Genomic DNA, 19,898 nt, shown 5'->3' with positions numbered 1-19,898 from the left:
GTCTTCTGTTGTTATTTTAAAAGAAACATTCCATGCACCTTATTAACGGATCGTGATGGTATGCGCAGCTTTACCGCTTGCGCCGTTATTATCTGTCACCGTCAACTCCACAGTATACGTTCCGGCTGTGGTAAATTTATGCTTAACCTTGGAACCGGACGCTGTATCGCCATCGCCAAAGTTCCAGCTATAGCTGACGATTTCGCCGTCTACATCACGTGAAGCTTTTCCGTTAAACTGAACGTTCTTGTTCTTCTTGGCTGAATCATTCGCCTGAATGATCGCAACTGGTTTCTCGTTAGAGGTCGGTGGATTCGGATCAGGGTCCTGTCCTCCACCCTTGGTTACATACAATCTTCCCGGTGCTTCCGTCTCCACTTCATTTCCTGCTGCATCCCTTACCCGGATCACGATGACTCCGCCTTCCAGGCTCAGAGAAGAGGAAGTGAAGTAAGTTCCTTCATAATGACCTGACGAAGTTTCGTTTAACGGAATTTCGTTTCGGGCCAAGGTGGTCAGATTGAAAGGCAATTCCACACGGAAGGATGCCTCCAATCCGGACGCACTGTCGAAGGATACCCGCACCGGCTGCCCTGGAGTGATACGCACATCCTCAGCAGGACTGATATTTTCCAGCTTCGGCAGAGCTGTATCGACATACACTGAACGGGTAACCGTCGTTACGTTCTCGGCAAGATCCTTGGCCGTTACCGTAATTTGATTTTCCCCTTCATTGATAAGCAGACGCTTGTTAAAGCTGCCGTCACTTCCAAATTCGGCTGGTTCACCGTTAATCGTCAAGTCGGTGAGGAACTCGTCGTAAACCGTACCGGTTACACTGACGACACCCGCATTTGTACGGGCTCCTTCATCTGGCGAAGTCAAGATCAGACCCGGTTTAGTCTGGTCAAATATGACGACCACAGGTTCGGAACGATCTGTTACTTTGCCGTATACCGCTGCCTGAACACTCAGTGGATTGGCACCCGGTTGAAGATCGACCGCCAGACTGAACTGACGATCCTTCACCTTGGTTGTGCCAGCCAGTTCATTACCGTTAAAGAGCTGGATGTCCGCCCCGTCTGCCGGGGAAGTACCTGTAACTGTGATTGTCTCTTCCTTCGTATACGTTGCCTTGGTCGGTGTTGTAATCGTTGGCGCATTAACCGGATATCTGACGATCGCCCGGATCATGTAATTGCCCTCATCCTCCGGTGATTGGCTCCATGCGCCGCTTACACCTTGCCAGCTACGAAGCGCATTGGGTCCACTCTCGTCTGTAGCAAGACCCGGAGCTTGCGTGCCTGCGCTTGGCTGCGTATAGACGATATAGAAGTCGCCTTGAACCGTTACGGGTTCAGGGAATTGTACGGTCGTCCACTGTGTTTCATCCCGAACGGCTGTGCCGTCAAATGGACCAGCCAGCAGACGTCCCGGTGCGCCTGCTGCACCAGAGGCATCATAGACGGAGTATTTGAACGCCGTTCCTCCCGGATTCGGGAAGGCTGAATTCCAGAACAGAAGCGACGCTCCTGTCACTTGAGCCACCTCTGATTCAGGTGTCATTCTGACTGCCCAGGAGTTGCCTGCCGCGTTAAAGGCTCTGGCATTTTCTCCGGTACCGTCATCGTAAGCGATGCCCCCCTGGAAGCCGATAAATGGCTTCAATGTGACATTCGCTTCCACACTGCCGTTCGGAGGTGCTGTGACCGTGACACTGTCGCTGTAATAATTTTCTGCTGCAATGGATAATGTATAGGTCCCTTCCAGCACATCCAGCGTAAATTCTCCAGCCTCATTCGTCTCTACTGGAGCAATGCGTGCATCCTCCAGCACAAGCACTTTCGCTTTTCGGATCGGTTCACCGGATTGCTTATCGGTAATAACTCCGTGAATCGTACCATGAGGTACAGCTTGGAGACTAAAGTTCGCTCTGATTACTTTATTATTCTCAATCGTGACCTGTTTCGTTTGTGGTACATAGCCATAGGCTTCAGCCTTCAGCGTATAATCCCCAGCTACGTGAATGAAGCTGTATTTACCCGTAGTCGGGTCTGTTTTCACCGAACGTCCAGTTTCCAGTACGGTAACTGTGGCGCTGGCTGGAAGACTGTCGAGGCCGACACGTCCGCTGTCCACCGTTGTTTCCTTCGGCTTCACTTTTTCCTGGAATTCACTCTTTTCAGTGCTTGTAATTTTGTACAGCGGGAATTGTTCTTCCGCTTTTTCCAGTTTGATATTCGACTCAGGTACTACATCCTTGGTCACTGTCGAAGCTGGAATGCCCAGCACACGGAAATCGTCAATGTACCAACCGTTTTTGTTTACACTGTTATCCGATTTCAAGCGGAAGCGAATTTGAATCTCATTGCCGGTATAGCTATCCAGATTGTAGTAAACTGGAGTCCATTTTTTACCATTTGTGTTATGAGAGAATTTGCCCAGCTCGGTCCAGGTGTCGCCATTATTTTTGGACACTTCCACATAACCGAAGTCATAGCCGGACTCAATTTCAAACCAGTGGTTGAAGGTAAGTGTTGCGTTCCGCACACCATTCAAATTCATTTTTGGAGAAACCAGCGAAAAGTCAGCTCCGCTCTCATAGTTACTATCGAGATCGGTTGCCCATACGTTTGGTCTGGATACTGCACTTTCTGGTCCCACTTCTTTGGGGATGCCACGTTCCCATTCATCCTTGGTACCAGAATGAGTCCAGCCGTTATCCGAGTTGCCGTCAAATGAATCGCTATACAGCGTATCCGGCACGTCTACTCTCAGAGAAGCCTCATTCGACTTGATTCCTTCATTGCCACTATAATCCTCAGCCGCCACTGCATAATGATAGGTCGCTCCACCGACCGTGATGGTATCTGTGAATGTCAGTGCTGAGGTTGTACCCAACGAAGTGTAATTTTTGCCCGATTGGGTGGAGCGATACACTTTGTACTGCTTCACGTCTTCATCGGATGAAGCATTCCAGGCCAGCGAGACGTTGCCGACTGTATCCGCTTCGGCAGTCAGATTACTTGGCGCGGCAGGTGCAACGGTATCCGGCTCCTGAATCGACAGATCGTCGATATACCAGCCATCTTTTACAACCGTATTATCACTTGTAAAGTTGAACAGAAGGTATACCTTCTGACCTGCAAATGCTCGCAGATCGAGATATTGTGTTTTCCAGCCGTTGCTGGTGCCTGTAAATGATAATACCTGCTCAAATGCATTCTGATTGTTGGTGGTGGCTACATACACCTTGCCGAAATCAGAATTGTTTTCAAGATCGTACCAATGCTTGAAGCTAACCAGTGCCCCTTTCGGGCTTTTGGTCAGATCAATTGGAGGAGCCATAAAATAACTGTTGGAATTGGTCTGGTATTGGCCTTCGAGATTGGTCGCCAGGACCTTCGTTCCCGAGTGTGCACTACCAGGGCCGCTTACCGGGGTTCCCCATTTCCAGACACTGCCCTGTCCACCGATATTAATACCAGCAATATCCTTTTCAAAATCCTGTGTGTAGCCAGGTTTGACGCCTTTGGAGACATTAACCTTGTACACTTCGGTTTCAAAACCGTTATTGCCGTAATCATTCACGCGAATATAGTATTCCAGACCGGTGCTATCCACCAAGAAAGTCGGAATGGACGCTTGATATGTACCATCTTTGCTGTCGCCGGAGGTCCGTTCCAACGGAATATATACATAGTTTGACGTACCCGCTGTTCTGGCAAATGCCTCAACCGCTGTCACCCCGACATTATCCGTTACATGAGCAGTCAGAGGTATATCAATGCCCTCGAATGCCGCAGCAGACGGTGTATGCTCCAGAACAGGCGCTTCCAGATCATCTCCACCTGTTACGACTTTACCAGATACGGAGCCCAAGCCCTGAACGACAGAGCCGACTGCATCCAATGCATTAATGACACCATGTCCGTAGCCATTGTTCGGAGAGGTCGGATATGTGCTATCCGTGCGTGGTGTAGCTGTATTTTCCAGAATTTCTTCCAGTTGATCCACGGTAAGCGAATGATTCGCTTGCAGCAACAAAGCCGCAAGTCCCGCTACATGAGGGCCCGCCATGGAAGTTCCGTTATATCCGCCTTTATAAGCACCGCCAGCAACGGATGATCGAATATTTACACCCGGTGCAGAAACCTCGGGCTTCACTTCGCCATATGGCGACGGTCCCAGCAGGGAGAAGCTGGCCAGCTTGTCATTGAGATCGGTTGCTCCAGTGGCAAAGGATTCCGGGTAGTTAGCCGGATTCGCTACCGATCCAGGACCGCCCGGATTCGAAAGAGATGTATTACCTGCGGAGAACTCGGGGAATATCTGTGCATCCCGCCATGCTTGAACCACAGGTCGGAACCATTCATCGAGGCCGGGTCCGCCGCCCCACGAATTGTTCACCACGTCCGGTGCAAGCTCGGGATGAAGATTGCCTTGGGCATCCCTTGGCGCAAGCAGCCATTGACCGCCGTCGAGTATAATCGCATCCGTCGTTTCCGGATTAAAAATCCGAACGGCAATCCACTTCGCGCCAGGCGCAACGCCGACCCGGTTCGTTCCATTTTCCTCGGAGCCGACCATCGTTCCCATCGTATGCGTACCGTGGGAATCCGCTTCCTGATCGACCGGCAACGTCGCATGACTATGCGGATCGTACCAGCTCAGCTCGGGATTCACGACATTGCCTGCCGCGTCCAGACCGCGCCATTTGCGATGCAGGGCCGGATGAGTATAGTCTACGCCTGTATCGAGATTGGCCACGACGATTCCGGTTCCGTCGATTCCTTGTTCCCATACTTGGGGTGCATTAATATGTGATATATTCCATTCCACGGTAGATGGGTCTACAGCGTTCTTACCTGCATTGCCTGGCTTCGCCGATGTTTTACTATCGTCCTTTTCCAGCTCTACCGCTTTCTCTGCCGTTGCAGATTTTGCCGTGTCTGCTGTCGCTGTTTCAGCAGTTTTGGCGGCTGTTCCCTCTGCCTGCTTGTCAACTGTCACCTTTTGTAGATAACGTGTTTCGTTCGGCAAAATTTTGTCTACCTCTGGCAGCTGTGAAATATGGTCCAGCACCTCCTTGGTGCTTGTGACTGCCATGGCATTGACAATAAAGTAGCTTTTATATTCCTTCACTCCGCCGCTCTCCGATTGTTTATCCAAATAATTTTCAAGCCCGTATTGGGTTCTTGAAGCGGTTTCACGCAGAGAGCTGATCACATTGCTGCGGACAGCCATTTTGGCGGCAGAGGGTGTTATTTTCTCAAGCGAGGCCTTTTGGAGAGCATTTTTGGAAACCTTGTTCGTGTCTACCTGTTCTTTTAATTTGACCAGATAGGTTACATAGTTGTTCTCCTCAAACTGTTTGGTTAGTTTAGGAGATACCTTCGCGGTCGTTACCTTGTGCGCAGCTGATTTCAACTCCAGCTTGGAGCCATCCGGGGTGTTATTCGCCAAAGCGGGTTGGACAAAAGAAAAGGCCATAAGCAAAGATAGTCCGATAGATAGTGGTTTCTTAAATCGTTTAGGTTTAATCAATTACTTCTCCACTCCTTTTACTAGGTTTAATATTTCTGGTATAACCTGTACGAGAGTAAGACCTCATGCCTTCTTGCCTTCACATCAAATCTACGGGCTGCACAACATGATATGGTTGGCAACCACCTCCTTCATAGAATATAGAGGTCATCATTTTGCATCATTCGATCCCCGGAGCTCGAAAGTACAATTTGAAATCGCTCTTGGGATTGTTGCAAAATGCTCAGGTATAAAACGATTTGAATTTTCTTAGGTGAGTTTATTTCATAGGTGAATGTATTTCATAGGTGAGTTTGCCAATCCAAAATAGAAAGCGATGAAATTCAGCAGATACCAAGGAGAACAAGCAGGAGAATGTCGAAGAGAGAACATGCTGTAACACGACATGTTATATCGTTACATTTTATATTAAAAATTGATATAAAAACATATATTATGGATAGTATAAAGTTATCAAAACAGATATACAAGTGATTTTTTGCAATTTCCTTGAAATTTATAATTTTTGTATTTTCTATGTACGAAAACCCCTTTATAGCGGCTGCGTAAATGTTGCATTACACGGTTAGCAGGTGTATGCAAATCTCTGGACGAGCCGCTTCAAGGGATTTCCGAAGTCTTTCTAAAACACGATCAGACCATTCTAGTTAAGTACCGAATTGACCGCAGCCAACGCGTCGATCAGGCCATATCCATAGCCGTTATTCGGTGAAGTTTTATATTGGCTGTCTGTCAGCGGCGTCGCTGTTTTCGAAATAACATCCTCCAGTTGATCCACTGTCAAGGATGGCTTGGCCTGGAGCAGCAATGCCGCTAATCCGGCCGTATGCGGGCCTGCCATGGATGTACCGTTCCAGCCACCCTCATAAACTCCGCCAGGAACAGAGGAACGGATGTTTACGCCAGGGGCCGATATTTCAGGCTTCACTTCGCCATATGGAGAAGGACCGCGCAACGAGAAGCTGGCCAGCTTGTTGTTAACATCAGTCGCTCCTGTAGCATAGGCTTCCGGCAGGTTCGCCGGATTCGCTACCGATCCAGGACCGCCCGGATTTGATAGTGTCGTGTTGCCTGCGGAGAACTCAGGGAAAATCTGAGCCGCTCTCCACGCTTTGGTGACAGGACGATACCATTCATCCAGCCCAGGTCCGCCACCCCATGAGTTATTCACCACATCCGGTGCAAGCTCAGGATGCTTCTTACCATTTTTGTCTACTGGAGCCAGCAACCACTGGCCTCCGTCCAGCAGGATGGAATCTGTCGTTGACGGGTTGAATACCCGTACGGCAATCCATTTGGCACCGGGAGCAACACCGATTTCATTCGTACCGTTACTGTCCGAGCCAACACTCGTCCCCATCGTATGTGTACCATGTCCATTTGAATCTGTTGGCAGTGATGCTCCGTTAACCGCATCATACCAGCTCAGCTCTGGATTCACGACTTGACCGGAAGCATTCAAGCCGCGCCATTTTCTTTTCAGCGCCGGGTGAGTGTACTCTACGCCTGTATCGAGATTGGCAACGACAACCCCTTTGCCGTCAATGCCTTTGGCCCAAACCTGTGGTGCTTTAATTTTGGAAATATTCCATTCGGCTCGGCTCGGCGTTACAGCATCCTTATATACGGATTCCTCCACGGATTTTTGTGCATTCTCTTCCGTTACAGCCGTGTCTACAGCCGCTTGATCGGCAACCGCCTGTTCAGTTGCCGGTTCCCCGACTTCTGGTTGGGCATCCTTATCTATTTCAACCTTTTGCAGCTCGCGCGTTTCATCCGGTAAAATTTTGTCTACCTCAGGAAGCGTGGCCAGATTGTCCAGTACCTCCTTGGTACTCGTTACCGCAAGCGCGTTCACGATAAAGTAGCTCTTATACTTTTTGACGCCTCCGTTATTGACTTCCTTCTTTAAGTATTCTTCCACAGGCTGTTGAGATTTTTCAGCAGTATCAATGAGAGAGTTCACAACCGTTGTACGCACAGAAAGCTTAGCGGCAGCGGGGGATATCTGGTCTGCGGAAGCCTTTTGGAAAGCATGCTTGGCAACCGACTCTGTATCTACCTGATCTTTTAATTTAACCAGATAGGTGACGTACTCGCTGTCACTGAATTGCTGGTTCAGCTTGGCTGAAACCTTGGCGGAAATGGTCGAAGCTCCTGCTGCGGTGGTTGTGCTCGCATCTCCGTACACCGGAGAAATCAGAGAAAAAGCAAGAATAGCAGTAAAACTAGCCGATAGCGTCCTTTTGATATTTTTCGACTTAATCAATACTTTCCATCTCCCTTTACTTGGTTTTGTAGTTCTCAAGAACAACCTGCCGACATCCGCGTGAAAAGCTCACAAAATAGCCTTTGGTCCTCACCTCCTTCAAAAAATATAGATTCTAGCATGGAATCCATAGGTCATGATTCTGTGGTGAACAACCAAGAGGGCAGAACCGAAAGAAACAGTAATCCTTTGGGCAAAGGTGACCGCTGATGCTCGTACAGCACCATTCTGCCTACTTCGTTCCCATGTAAATTTTTAAAATTCAGCTTATATCGCTTTGGAAAAAGTGAGAGAAAAACGTGAAGAAAAAGTAGGGTAGGAAGCTAGAAGTTATCGAGGGGTTTAATATCTGTGCATTAAAAACCAAATTAAAACAAAAGAATGATACAAATGGTATCTTTTGAATCTAGTATAATGTCATAAAAACAGATATACAAGCATTTTTTTGAATTTTTTCCCTTTTTCTTAGAAAAGCAAAAAACCTCTTCCGTTTTTACGAGCAGGTGCTAATCTTGAGGGTGCACTGCTAATCGTAAAAATAAAAGAGATTTTTCGGCATTCGTTCTGCACTCCAATAGAAGAGTTCAGAGAGGGCTATCTGCCGCTGTTTACAGGTATGGGAACCGGAACAGCTCCATCCGAAATGGATGGTTTTGATAGTGCTTTCGATCTGCCGCATAGAGCAGCACATTCCCGAAAAGCCATTTGGCTGCACCCACGACATGTATCCCGATCCACCAGTGTTATGGCTGCCGTGAGGGCTTCTCCTGTATGCTCGAAAAAATGATTATGTCCGATCATGTCGTAACATCCGGTTTTGTGAAGTAATGCCAGAGGCTGCGGCTGAAGGCCAGAAACAAGCACCGTTCCACCGGATTTCCGATATTTCTGAATCAATGTGGTAAAGTTAGATTCTCCTGTCATATCCATAAAGGGAACCTTACCCATACGCAGCAGCAAAATCCCTTGCTGGCGGTTAGCCTGACCTCCCATCTCCGAATTTTCCAATGCCGAAGCGGCACCAAAAAATAGAGGGCCTTCCACACTATAAATCGCCACCTGCGGGCAATCATGCTGATCTGTAACCATATGCGCGCCGACTTTTTCATGCTTGACAGAAGGATCGGGTAACACCTTATCCACTGAAAGTGTACTGCTCATACGCTTGACGAACAGCACGACCGCCAGAATCAGACCTACTTCAACAGCCGTGGTCAGCGTCGTAAATACCGTCAGCAAAAAGGTGACAACCAGTACGATAGAGTCGGCTGTCCGTGTCTTGAGGATGTGTGCAAAATGTTTGCGCTCGCTCATATTCCAGGCGACCACCATCAACACCGGAGCCATACTCGCCAGCGGAATATTGGATGCATACGGAGCAAAAACCACCAGAATAAGCAGCACAACCAAGCCGTGTACAATACCCGACATGGGAGACACGGCACCACTGCGGATATTTGTGGCTGTGCGCGCAATCGCCCCCGTCGCAGGAATGCCGCCAAATAGCGGTGTGAGCAAGTTGGCAATACCCTGTCCAACCAGCTCACGATTGCTGTTATGCCGGGCTCCCGTCATGCCGTCCGCAACCACCGCCGAAAGCAGTGATTCGATAGCTCCCAGCATTGCGATAACAAGTGCGGGCGGCAGCAGCTTCACAATTAGGTCCCAGGTCACGCCTGGAACATGCAGCTCAGGCAGAGATGCCGGAATTGCGCCGTATGCGGAGCCGATCGTTGCCACCTGACCCGGAAAAAGCCAGGCTGCCACCAGCGTGGATAAGAGCAGGCCCACGAGTGAACCGGGTACCTTGGGCCATTTTTTAGGCACCAGAATGAGGGCGGCAAGACAGATACACGCCGTCAGAATACTGTACACATTCAGTGAAGGCAGGCGATGGATCAGTTCTGCCATAGAAGGCAGAAACGTTTCATGCCGCTCTACTCCGCGCAAGCCGAGAAAGTTAGCAATCTGACCGCTGAAAATCGTCACGGCAATGCCCGCCGTAAAGCCAATCGTTACTGGCTTGGGGATGAACTTAATTAACGCGCCTAGCCTCAGCACGCCCATTAAGATGAGCATAATCCCGCCATAAAACCAGCTATAAGCAAATTCTCATAACCGTACTGCATGACAATAGCCAGCAAAATCGGAATAAAAGCGCCCGTAGGTCCGCCAATCTGAAATTTGGACCCTCCTAACAGTGAAACCAAAACTCCTGCCACAATGGTCGTATACAGCCCGTATTCCGGCTTTACTCCTGATGCAATGGCAAACGCCATACCGAGCGGAATGGCCACAATTGCCACGATACTTCCGGAAATCAGGTCCTTTCGCAAAGCTCCTGCGTTATATCCCTCGAACCTTCCCATCCACTTCATCCCCTGTAACCCTTCTTTTCTGTAGTAGCATTACTTCTCGTTCCGTATACCCTCCAGCAACGAGATAGCTTCGACCAGATGATTGTCAAAAATTTGCCGCGCCACCGCAAGCAGTTCCGTCAAGAGCGGGTCCCGCAACGAGTAAACGACCGTCGTGCCTTCCTTGATGCTGCTCACCAAATTTTTGGCGCGCAACACGGCCAATTGCTGCGATACGGCAGAGCCTTCGGAACCGAGCGCAGTCTGTAGCTCATTTACGTTCCGCTCCCCTTCACTCAACACCTCCAGAATGCGGATGCGCAGAGGGTGAGCCAATGCTTTGAAAAAGTCGGCCTTAAACTTCTGGAGATCTCCTTCCATGCTTGCTCCGTCCCCCTCACAAAAATTGTCCTGTAAACCATCAACAATCTCTGAATATTTGAATATTTAGACAGTAACAGGTTCGGGTCATTTGAACTATGATATAGCTCACACTTCACTATGATTAAAGTCACATATTTCCATTCTCCCTCTTTTCAGGGTTGACAGCTTCCACAGGTTTCCATTAACATTGCAATTAACTTTAAGAAAAGGGGGCCGACAGACATGACTGAGTTTTACATGATGGTGACAGACAGGCAGCATGACAAAACCACATATTTGAATTCTCGTCTCATCGGCCCCGTTCGGGCGACATGATGGGTGACATCGCGCTGTCTGACGGCGTGATTAACCAGGCTTAATTGTATCTAAATGCTATTGGAAGAACAGGTTATTTTACGTATTAATGATGTATAGATCATGACGTGTAATGACACTTTCGGTGCAGGAAGCCGTAGACGACAAGTCTGCGGCTTTTTTTTATTTTCTTTTTTAAAGCTTAATTTGTATGTATTTTTAGATTTACATGAAGAAGGGAACTATCCAACCATATGAATATACAACACACAACAGACTCGTTCTTAGAAAAGGGACCTTACAGCCATCTTATGAAGCTTCCGGCTGGCGATTTGACCGTATATGCTTCTCAGCAGCTTTTCTCCTCGCTGGATTACAAGGTGTTCGAGATGGCTAATAACAATTTACAAATTCCCGGTATCCGCTATATGGGCTATACTCCGGATGTGCATGTAGGCGTCGGAACCTGCATCGGCACGACAGCCGTATGGGGAATGGAGGACGGCTATGTATCTCCCTCCATTGTCGGCAGCGATATCGGCTGCGGCATGCGCGTACACCTGACAAATTTGCACAAGGATGCCTTGAAGGAAACCAAGCTGCGCCGCAAGCTGGTCAAGACCATTGATAAATATTTGCCGATGGAAGCCCACCAGCGCGGACATTATTCAGATATCCGGCTGGAGCATATTGTACGCAAGGGTCTGCATGGATTACCTAATAAATATATTCCGGACAGCTACACGCCTAAAAAATCCACCTCACTCACCCATGTAGAACACAGTAAGTTCTCATTTGATGAGGAGGTACTCAATCTTGTCGAAGATCGCACGTGGCACCGGGCTCACCGACAGCTCGGCACGCTGGGTGGAGGCAATCATTTCGTTGAAATTCAGGCGATTGAGATTGCCGAGCACAACCGTGAAATAGCCGAAGCCTGGGGAATGTTCGACGGTCAGGTTGCCGTCATGGTCCACTCCGGATCACGTGCCTGGGGTGGAGCGGTCAGCCAAACCAGCTCGTCTGCCATTGCCAAAGCAATGGGTCGCCTTGGGCTTGGAACTTCTGATCCAAGGTTGGTATTTGCCCCCCTGGAGCATCCCGAAGCTGCGCAGTACATCAATATGATGTACTCGGCGCTGAACTATGCGGTGGTGAACCGACATTTGATCGCATATTCCGTGCGTGAAGCCTTCCGTGATGTCTTTGGTACAAAGTGCGAGTTGCGCACCTTGTACGATCTGATGCACAATTATGGTTGGGAGGAATCTCACCCGGATCACGGTAACGTGTTTGTGCATCGTAAAGGGGCTACCCGTGCTCTTCCAGCCGGACATCCCGACAATCCGAAACCTTACCGGGAAACAGGACATCCGGCATTGATTCCCGGCTCTATGGGTACGTCCTCCTATATTATGGTCGGTCTGCCAGGCGGGCAGGATAACTTCCACTCCATTTGCCATGGAGCGGGCCGTATCCGTTCACGCTCTGCGACCAAACGGCTCGTAAGTGTGGACGATTTTGCCGGAGCACTTGGTGTAGGGACAGACGACGAGATTGTGGTCAATCAGTCATCGCTGGAAAGCATTCTCGACGAATCTCCCCAAGCCTACAAAAATGTAGATGATATTATTGAAAGTGTCACCGGGGCAGGACTCGCAGCCGTTGTAGCCAAATGTAAGCCGCTGGCCGCCCTGAAAGGAGCCAAATAATTTGAGTATAGATACACCGGCTATTTATAAATTTGATGAACGTACGGATGGGCGTATTACTGGCTATGCCGCTTATGCCCGTCTGATCGACGGCATCAGTGAAGCCCTATATAACCGCTATGGCGTAAAATATGAGCTGTATGCCAGCGACGATCCCAATATTGAGTATTGGGACTTGCTGGAGGAGGACATTCGTTCAGGCAGCCCGGATCTGGAGCATGTGGCACGGGTCTTTGATCGCCTGGAGGAACGCACCATCCAATATGACGATGACGGGCCGACTCCAGAGTACGGCGTGCACCTGTCGATGCGTAATAATGTATTCGCCTATCCCAAGTGGGGCATCGCGCTGGCGCGGGTTCCCTTTTTCCGTGAAAATGGCGTATATAATGAAGATTACGTATTTGCGACAGGCGATCAGGAACTGCAAGGCTTCCTCGCGGGGGTACGCGGACGTGAACGTAAGCAGAACATGAAGCGGGTCACCGTCTTTACGGACACAAGCCGCGGATTATCCCGGCAGGCGGAGCCGATTACCCGTGCCATTACGCGGGATGACGTTATTTTGAAAGCGGAAATCAAGCGGGATATTTTCCGTTCACTCGATCAGTTTTTTGAAGCAGATCGTACCTTCTATCAGACTTATAATATTCCTTACAAACGCGGTATTCTGCTGTATGGCCATCCGGGCAACGGGAAAACGACGCTTGTTAAATCTATTGCGAGCAGCGTACCGGGTCCGGCCGCCTACTGGCAAATTACGGAGTATACAACCAGTGAATCGGTCAAAGAGGTGTTCGAGGCGGCTACCCGCCTAGCTCCGATGGTGCTGGTCATTGAGGATATTGATTCCATGCCGCAGGAGGTTCGTTCCTTTTTCCTGAATACCCTCGACGGCGCTACATCCAAGGAGGGCATCTTCCTGATCGGAACGACCAATTATCCTGAAAAAATTGACCCGGGTCTGATGAACCGGGCAGGTCGTTTCGATCGCGCCTATGAAATCAGTTTGCCTGACGAAGCGCTGCGATTAGCGTATCTCAAGCTGCGCAACTTCCTTGTCTTTGCAGGAGAGACAGGTACACAGAAGGCGGCAGCGATGACTGACGGCTTCTCCCTGGCCCAGCTCGGAGAGCTGTATGTCAGCACTGCACTGGAATGGCATGAGAGTGGAAAAACAGATATTGAGCTGATTATTAAAGGTATGAGAGGCGAGCTTGATAAGAGCCGTAAGCAGGACTGGTTAAAAAATGTGGTCGAAGGACGAGTTGGGTTCTTCTAAATCATCATAAAAAGGAAGAACCTCTGATGCCCATAATGGCGCATTTAGAGGTTCTTCTTTTTTCCAGCTTCGTTTTTATTCCGCTTCCCCACTCAATCGATTTAAAAACTGAATAGCTCGTGGACTGGTCGGGCGTTCAAGCACCTCATGAGGTGAACCCTGCTCCACAATCACGCCCTGATCCATCAAAATCACATGGTCCGCGACCTCGGCGGCAAACTTCATTTCATGGGTGACAATGACCATGGTCATGCCTTCGGCAGCCAGTTGCTTCATGACCTTGAGCACCTCGCCTACCAACTCGGGATCAAGCGCGGAGGTCGGCTCGTCGAACAATAGCACCTCAGGCTCGACCGCCATTGCCCGGGCAATACCGACCCGCTGTTGCTGTCCGCCCGACAACTGATGGGGATAGGATTCCGCTTTGTCCGCCAGTCCCACCTTTTTAAGCAGCTCCAATGCGCGTTTGCGTGCCTCGTCCTTGTTTTTCTTTTGAACGGTGACTTGGCCCTCCATTACGTTTTGAACTGCTGTCATATGCGGGAACAGGTTGTAGGATTGAAACACCATACCCGTTCGCTTGCGCAGCGCCAAGATGCTTTCCTGCCGCAGCTTCGTTCCTTTGGCAAAATTCAGTGCAATATCCCCCACCTGAATTTCGCCAAGATCAGGAACCTCCAGCAAATTCAGACAGCGCAAAAGCGTTGTTTTCCCAGAGCCGGACGGGCCGATGATCACCAGCACCTTCCCTTTATCCAACGTCACATTAACACCCTTAAGCACTTCCAGCGAACCGAACGACTTGTGTATATTCCGAATTTGGATCACCGGTACAATCTCCTTTATCTGACGGAAAAACGGCTCAACCGCTTCTCCAGGTAATTTTGCAGCACGGTCAAGACGGTGCTAAACAGCAGATAAATAACCCCCGCCTCGGTATACACCAATAACGGTTCATACGTGGTGGCTACAATCTGGTTAGCTGTTCTGAACATTTCCACATAGGTGATGGTCGCAGCCAGCGAAGTATCCTTTACCAAACTGATGAAAGAATTCGCTAACGGCGGTACGGACACACGGGCTGCTTGTGGAAGCACGATACGCCGCAGCACTTGCCAGCGCGTCATCCCCAAGGAATATCCCGCCTCCCACTGGCCTTCCTGAATGGATATAATTGCCGCACGCATAATTTCAGAGCCGTAAGCCCCCACGCTGAGCGTAAAGCCGATCACTGAAGCTATAAAAGGGTCCAGCGTAATGCCAACTGATGGCAAACCGTAGAAAATAATATACAATTGCACCAGCAACGGTGTTCCCCGAATCACCCACACATAGAAGCCGGAAATCAGCTTGAGTATTCTCCATTTGGACAATCGAGCCAACGCCGTAACCAGCGCCAATATCAAGCCCAGAGCAAAAGAGATGAGTGTGAGCGGAATCGTGAAAGAAACCCCTGCTTTCAGCAGAGGCAATAATGAATCGATAATAATTTGTATCTGGCGATCATCCATTGTGCAGACATCCTTTAAAAAGATAAGTTTACGAAAGTCCGGTTCGACATAGCGAGACTCCGGTTATTCGTGTGTTATTTGGATACGTCGGCTCCAAAATATTTCTCGGAAATTTTCAGGTACGTACCGTCAGCCTTCATGTCAGCCAGCGCTTTGTTGACTTCCTTGATCAAGTCTTCGCTACCTTTATTAAAAACAGCCGCGCTGTGTGAAGCATCTGGAGATTCATCTACCTTTTTGATGGGAGCGTCAGGCTTTTGCTTTTTCAAATCAAGATAGGACAAACCATCATTGACGGTTGCATCCACTCGTTTGGATGTCAGGAGATCAATCGCCTGATTGAATCCGTCCGTTGCCACAATTTCCGCGCCATTGCTCTTCGCAATTTGAGTCAGGTTGCTGGTCAGGGATTGCCCGGCCTTTTTACCTTTCAGATCAGCAAACTTTTTGATGTCATTATTATCTTCGCTCACGATCAGCACTGCCTTGGAGACAATGTACGGATCGGAGAAATCGTATTTTTGCTTGCGTTCATCTGTAATGGACACTTCATTGAACACCGTGTCAAACCGTTTGGAGTTCAATCCCGCGAATATACCATCCCATTGCGTCTCGATAAACTCCGGCTGTACGCCCAGACGCTTACTTACTTCAGTTGCAATATCGACGTCGAAGCCTGTCAGCTTACCAGCAGCATCATGGTAGGTAAATGGAGCATAGGTACCTTCCGTACCGATTCGCAGCTTACCGCTCGCTTTTACAGATTCCAAAGTAGCTGTGGCGGTTGTATCTGCTTTTCCATTATTAGGCCCGGCATCCCCGGTAGAAGCATTATTTGAATTAGCACCTTTGTCGTTGTTGCCGCAGGCCGAAACCAGCAAAGCCATTACGATCAGTACGACTGGTAAAAATCTAAATTTTTTCATGTTAACCACACTCTTTTCCTTTTTCTTGATAACCTAGCACGTAGCTGGCTCATTGAATAGTACATCATTCATTTTTACACGTCAATGCTTTTATCCAATAATCCCTATGCAAAAGGTGAGCTATAGCATTTCTGGGCTCAAAGTTATCCTAGGTTGACTCATTCATAGACAGACTATTCATTGTATCTATCCTCACAGTAACTTTTTTCTGTACCTTTATGTCAGAGGTCTCGTATAATAGATTTCTATATGAAGATTAGTAATATTTACCTCGTCTTTGAATGAAAGGAAGGCATTATGGAAACCCAAAATTCAACCCTATCCTCTGCTTCACCCGAAGGAAAACGTTCAGCTTGGGCCACCTTCACTTCGCCTTTAAGGCAATCCAAAGCGTTCACTCTACTGTGGCTTGGACATTGGATCGCTATGCTGGGAACCTCGGTCACCACCGTCATTTTGCCACTGGTTATCTATTCCCTGACCGGCTCGACTACAATCATGGGGCTGGCGATGACTGTCTATATGCTGCCTAACGTGCTTATTCTGCCCTTTGCCGGGATGATCGTGGATCGGATCGACCGAATCCGTCTGCTTCTGTTCACGAACATTGCTCGCTTCGTACTCATGTTCGCTGCGGCGGTGCTGATGTTTACCGACGGTATGAAACTGCCGTATCTGTTCGTTGGCCTTGCCTTATACGGATTGATGGACGGGATCTTTAATCCGGCTTATTCTGCCTTGCGCGCACAGGTGTTTACGCCGGATATTCGCAATGCGGCTAACGCGCTCAGTCAGATTAGTATTCAAGCTGTCCGTCTGCTCGGGCCTCCACTGGGCGGCTTCATTGTATCCTTTACTTCAGCAGGAGTCGGCTTTGGGCTGGATTCTATCGCCTATCTGATATCTTTTGCCTGCTTCTGGATGCTGAGCAGTCATTTGGCCTCGCTCATCGGTAAACGGCAGGCAAATGCAGAACAGCAAGATCAGGAAGGACAGCATTTTCTCAAAGATTTTATTGCGGGCTTTACGATTCTTAAAAGTCATCCGTGGCTGTGGATTACGATTCTGGCTTTTTCCTTCATTAATATTTGTTACTCCGGTATTATTGCGGTACTCATTCCGTGGCTGTTCAAGGTTCATCATAGCTACAGTTCAGTCGTGTATGGCGTTGCGATGGCAAGTAGCGGCGTTGGAGCTATGCTGGGTGCCTTTGTATACGGGTCTCGCAAGCATTGGAAGCATCGCGGTCTGCTCGCTTACTTCGGGGCTTTTGTCAGCGGGCTTGCTTTACTATTGTTGTCTGTAGTCACCTGGATGCCGGGGCTGATTATGAGCATGATGCTTGAAGGGTTCGGCATTATGATATTTGCGATCATTTGGGAAACAAGCCTTCAGGAAATGGTGCCCGCTGAATCCTTTGGCCGTGTAGCCAGTCTGGATCTGATGTTTTCTTTTGCCCTGCTGCCTGTAGGTTATCTGGCTGTGGGTGCGATCGCGGACAAGCTTGGCGGCATCTTCACCATCGGCCTGTTTTCAACCATTGGCATGTGCATCGTGTTGGGCGTTTTATGTGTGCCTCATATCAGGCGGTTTCAATAAAAAAAGCTGCTCCTGCAGGTTCATTTGTGAACCTTGCTGAAGCAGCTTCTTTTCATTTGATACCCTTATGCCCTATAAGGGCTAGTGGAATCGATGTTTTATGTGTTAGCCCCTGCTCCGTCCAATGGAACGGAAGATCAAGCTTACGATAACAACCAGCACAATCGCACCAATTAATGCAGGGACGATGTAGAACGATCCGATTTCAGGACCCCAGTCGCCCAGGATCAAACCACCCAACCATGCACCGATAAAACCAGCGATGATGTTACCAATCACGCCACCCGGAACATCACGACCTGCGATAACTCCTGCCAACCAACCAATAATACCTCCAACAATCAATGCCCATAACCAACTCATTTTACTTCACCTCGTTTAAGTTTTTATCGTTGTGTTCTATTATTAACCACTCGAACTCCTTTTGAACACACTGAGCACAAATGGTTAATATTACCTAATGAACAGAACAATGACTTAGGAGCTTGATATCATCCTACGTGCCTACCTCCCTATTTATAACCCTTGTGTGCAAAGCGTGTATAAAATACAGTTATCCTTGTGTTCCTGCTTTTTTTGTGCCATCCTCACATTATGGCTTCATTGAAGTCGCTTCATGCATACATTTCAAAAATAACAGATGTTAAGGAGTGACCCCAACTGGAGTGTCGTGTCGGATGTGCCGCGTGCTGTATTGCTATTACGATTTCATCCCCTATTCCCGGCATGCCCGATGGAAAACCGGCTGGTGTCCCTTGCCCTCAGCTCACTACGGATTACCGCTGCCGATTGTTTGGCAAACCTGAGCGTCCAGCAGTATGCAGTGGATTTCATGCTGATGAAGATACGTGCGGAAGCACAAACGAAGAAGCATTTGAGCGGCTAAGAGCGCTGGAAGAGTCTACTTTACCGGGGAAAGCTTGAGTAGATACTCGTTCTATATGAAGGAGGATTTTTTTACTATGAATATCATTGACAAAAGAATTGCCGAATTGAAGCAGTATCAGCCGGATCTTACCGCCCCTAAGGATATCGAGCTGTTCTGGGACAAAACACTGGAAGATGTACAGGCTAAGCCCGTGCGCGCGTTCAAAACTCCAGTGGAAACGCCGTATCCTCATATTCATGCCTCACGGGTTACCTTTGAAGGTGTGGATGATACGCCGCTGCATGCATGGTATATACGTCCCCAATTTGCCGGTAATCAAAAGCTGCCGTGTATTGTCCTTTTCCATGGCTACACAGGGGGCAAGGGCTATCCTGAGGATTACTCGTCCTGGCTGATGCTTGGCTTTGCTGTATTTGCCGTAGATGTACGTGGTCAGGGTGGTGAAACAGGAGACCGTTTGGACGATCCTCATGGTACGGTTAAAGGCTGGGTAACGAAAGGGATTTTGGATAAAGATACTTGCTACTACAAAACGATAACGACGGATGCCCTCAGAGCGGTGGATTGGGTGGCGGAGCAGCCGGATGTGGATGCGAGCAAAATTGCAATCTCTGGGGCCAGCCAGGGTGGCGGGCTTGCACTAATGGTGGGTGCTCTCAGTGATAAAGCTGCTGTTACGGTAGCTGACATTCCTAATATGTGCCATATGGATTTTGGTATGATGAATTCTACCAGTTCGCTGACGGAAGCTGCCGAATTCGCAAACCGATTCCCGGAGCATTTGGAGCAGGTGCTACATACATTAAGTTATTTTGACGTCATGAATCTTGCTCATCGCATTCGTATTCCAGTGATGGTATCAGTCGGACTTAAGGATACTGTTTGCATGCCAGAGACGATTTTTGCTGCTTATAATCGCATTGAATCACCTAAAACAATTGAAGTTTATCCATTTACGGGACATTGGGTGGAAGGCTTTCAAAGACGTAAAGCTGCTGAATTTTTAATGAACGCATTCAATTAAATTAGCTTCCGGTGCACAAAAAAAGAACACCACGCGTCAAACTGCGCAATGCTCTCTTCTCTGCTGCACCAGGGCTAGTCCCGCTTGTGGGGTTTAAGGATCAA

At 48.7% G+C, this 19,898-nt stretch carries 12 protein-coding genes and 1 pseudogene; 5 read left to right on the top strand and 8 right to left on the bottom strand.

Annotated elements, in window-relative coordinates:
* Positions 1 to 42: 42 nt before the first annotated feature.
* From ASL14_RS20230 to ASL14_RS20215, 4 genes and pseudogenes are all read right to left on the bottom strand, one after another.
* On the bottom strand, positions 43 to 5,547 hold the full coding sequence (locus ASL14_RS20230; protein WP_134913216.1) for a S8 family serine peptidase: 5,505 nt from the start codon (positions 5,545 to 5,547) through the stop codon (positions 43 to 45).
* 643 nt (positions 5,548 to 6,190) lie between these two features.
* Positions 6,191 to 7,816, bottom strand: coding sequence for a S8 family serine peptidase (locus tag ASL14_RS20225; protein ID WP_134913215.1), 1,626 nt, complete (start codon positions 7,814 to 7,816; stop codon positions 6,191 to 6,193).
* 594 nt (positions 7,817 to 8,410) lie between these two features.
* Positions 8,411 to 10,194, bottom strand: a pseudogene (locus tag ASL14_RS20220) (SulP family inorganic anion transporter).
* Positions 10,195 to 10,224: 30 nt separating this feature from the next.
* The gene (locus ASL14_RS20215; protein ID WP_014282840.1) at positions 10,225 to 10,554 is read right to left on the bottom strand and encodes an ArsR/SmtB family transcription factor; all 330 of its coding nucleotides are present in this window, start codon (positions 10,552 to 10,554) and stop codon (positions 10,225 to 10,227) included.
* A 551-nt stretch (positions 10,555 to 11,105) separates the two neighbouring features.
* Here ASL14_RS20215 and ASL14_RS20210 point away from each other — a divergent pair.
* Positions 11,106 to 12,563 (top strand): RtcB family protein, encoded by a 1,458-nt coding sequence (locus ASL14_RS20210; RefSeq protein ID WP_134913214.1) that lies wholly within the window; start codon positions 11,106 to 11,108, stop codon positions 12,561 to 12,563.
* Position 12,564: 1 nt separating this feature from the next.
* Complete coding sequence (locus ASL14_RS20205; RefSeq protein WP_134913213.1) at positions 12,565 to 13,845, top strand: AAA family ATPase; 1,281 nt, start codon at positions 12,565 to 12,567, stop codon at positions 13,843 to 13,845.
* Between the two features lie 75 nt (positions 13,846 to 13,920).
* Here ASL14_RS20205 and ASL14_RS20200 read toward each other — a convergent pair whose 3' ends face one another.
* The 3 genes from ASL14_RS20200 to ASL14_RS20190 form a co-directional block, all read right to left on the bottom strand.
* Positions 13,921 to 14,673, bottom strand: coding sequence for an amino acid ABC transporter ATP-binding protein (locus tag ASL14_RS20200; protein WP_134913212.1), 753 nt, complete (start codon positions 14,671 to 14,673; stop codon positions 13,921 to 13,923).
* 14 nt (positions 14,674 to 14,687) lie between these two features.
* Positions 14,688 to 15,356 carry an amino acid ABC transporter permease gene (locus tag ASL14_RS20195; protein ID WP_134913211.1) on the bottom strand — a complete coding sequence of 223 codons (669 nt, stop codon included), beginning with the start codon at positions 15,354 to 15,356 and terminating at the stop codon, positions 14,688 to 14,690.
* A gap of 74 nt (positions 15,357 to 15,430) precedes the next feature.
* The gene (locus ASL14_RS20190; RefSeq protein WP_134913210.1) at positions 15,431 to 16,282 is read right to left on the bottom strand and encodes an amino acid ABC transporter substrate-binding protein; all 852 of its coding nucleotides are present in this window, start codon (positions 16,280 to 16,282) and stop codon (positions 15,431 to 15,433) included.
* A 297-nt stretch (positions 16,283 to 16,579) separates the two neighbouring features.
* Here ASL14_RS20190 and ASL14_RS20185 point away from each other — a divergent pair, with 297 nt between their 5' ends.
* The gene (locus ASL14_RS20185; RefSeq protein ID WP_134913209.1) at positions 16,580 to 17,881 is read left to right on the top strand and encodes an MFS transporter; all 1,302 of its coding nucleotides are present in this window, start codon (positions 16,580 to 16,582) and stop codon (positions 17,879 to 17,881) included.
* A 105-nt stretch (positions 17,882 to 17,986) separates the two neighbouring features.
* Here ASL14_RS20185 and ASL14_RS20180 read toward each other — a convergent pair whose 3' ends face one another.
* Entirely contained in the window at positions 17,987 to 18,244 is a 258-nt protein-coding gene (locus ASL14_RS20180; protein ID WP_134913208.1) for a GlsB/YeaQ/YmgE family stress response membrane protein, read from the bottom strand.
* A gap of 297 nt (positions 18,245 to 18,541) precedes the next feature.
* Between ASL14_RS20180 and ASL14_RS28245 the strand changes: the two genes are divergently transcribed.
* Together ASL14_RS28245 and ASL14_RS20170 are read left to right on the top strand one after the other, a co-directional pair.
* Positions 18,542 to 18,805 (top strand): YkgJ family cysteine cluster protein, encoded by a 264-nt coding sequence (locus tag ASL14_RS28245; RefSeq protein WP_134914591.1) that lies wholly within the window; start codon positions 18,542 to 18,544, stop codon positions 18,803 to 18,805.
* 38 nt (positions 18,806 to 18,843) lie between these two features.
* Positions 18,844 to 19,794 carry an acetylxylan esterase gene (locus ASL14_RS20170; RefSeq protein WP_134913207.1) on the top strand — a complete coding sequence of 317 codons (951 nt, stop codon included), beginning with the start codon at positions 18,844 to 18,846 and terminating at the stop codon, positions 19,792 to 19,794.
* The last annotated feature ends 104 nt before the right edge of the window (positions 19,795 to 19,898 follow it).

The sequence above is a fragment of the Paenibacillus sp. IHB B 3084 genome (assembly GCF_001447315.1).
Taxonomy (GTDB): Bacteria; Bacillota; Bacilli; order Paenibacillales; family Paenibacillaceae; genus Paenibacillus.
Note: the sequence above shows the minus strand (reverse complement) of the source record. Positions and strands in the feature narration are given on the sequence as shown.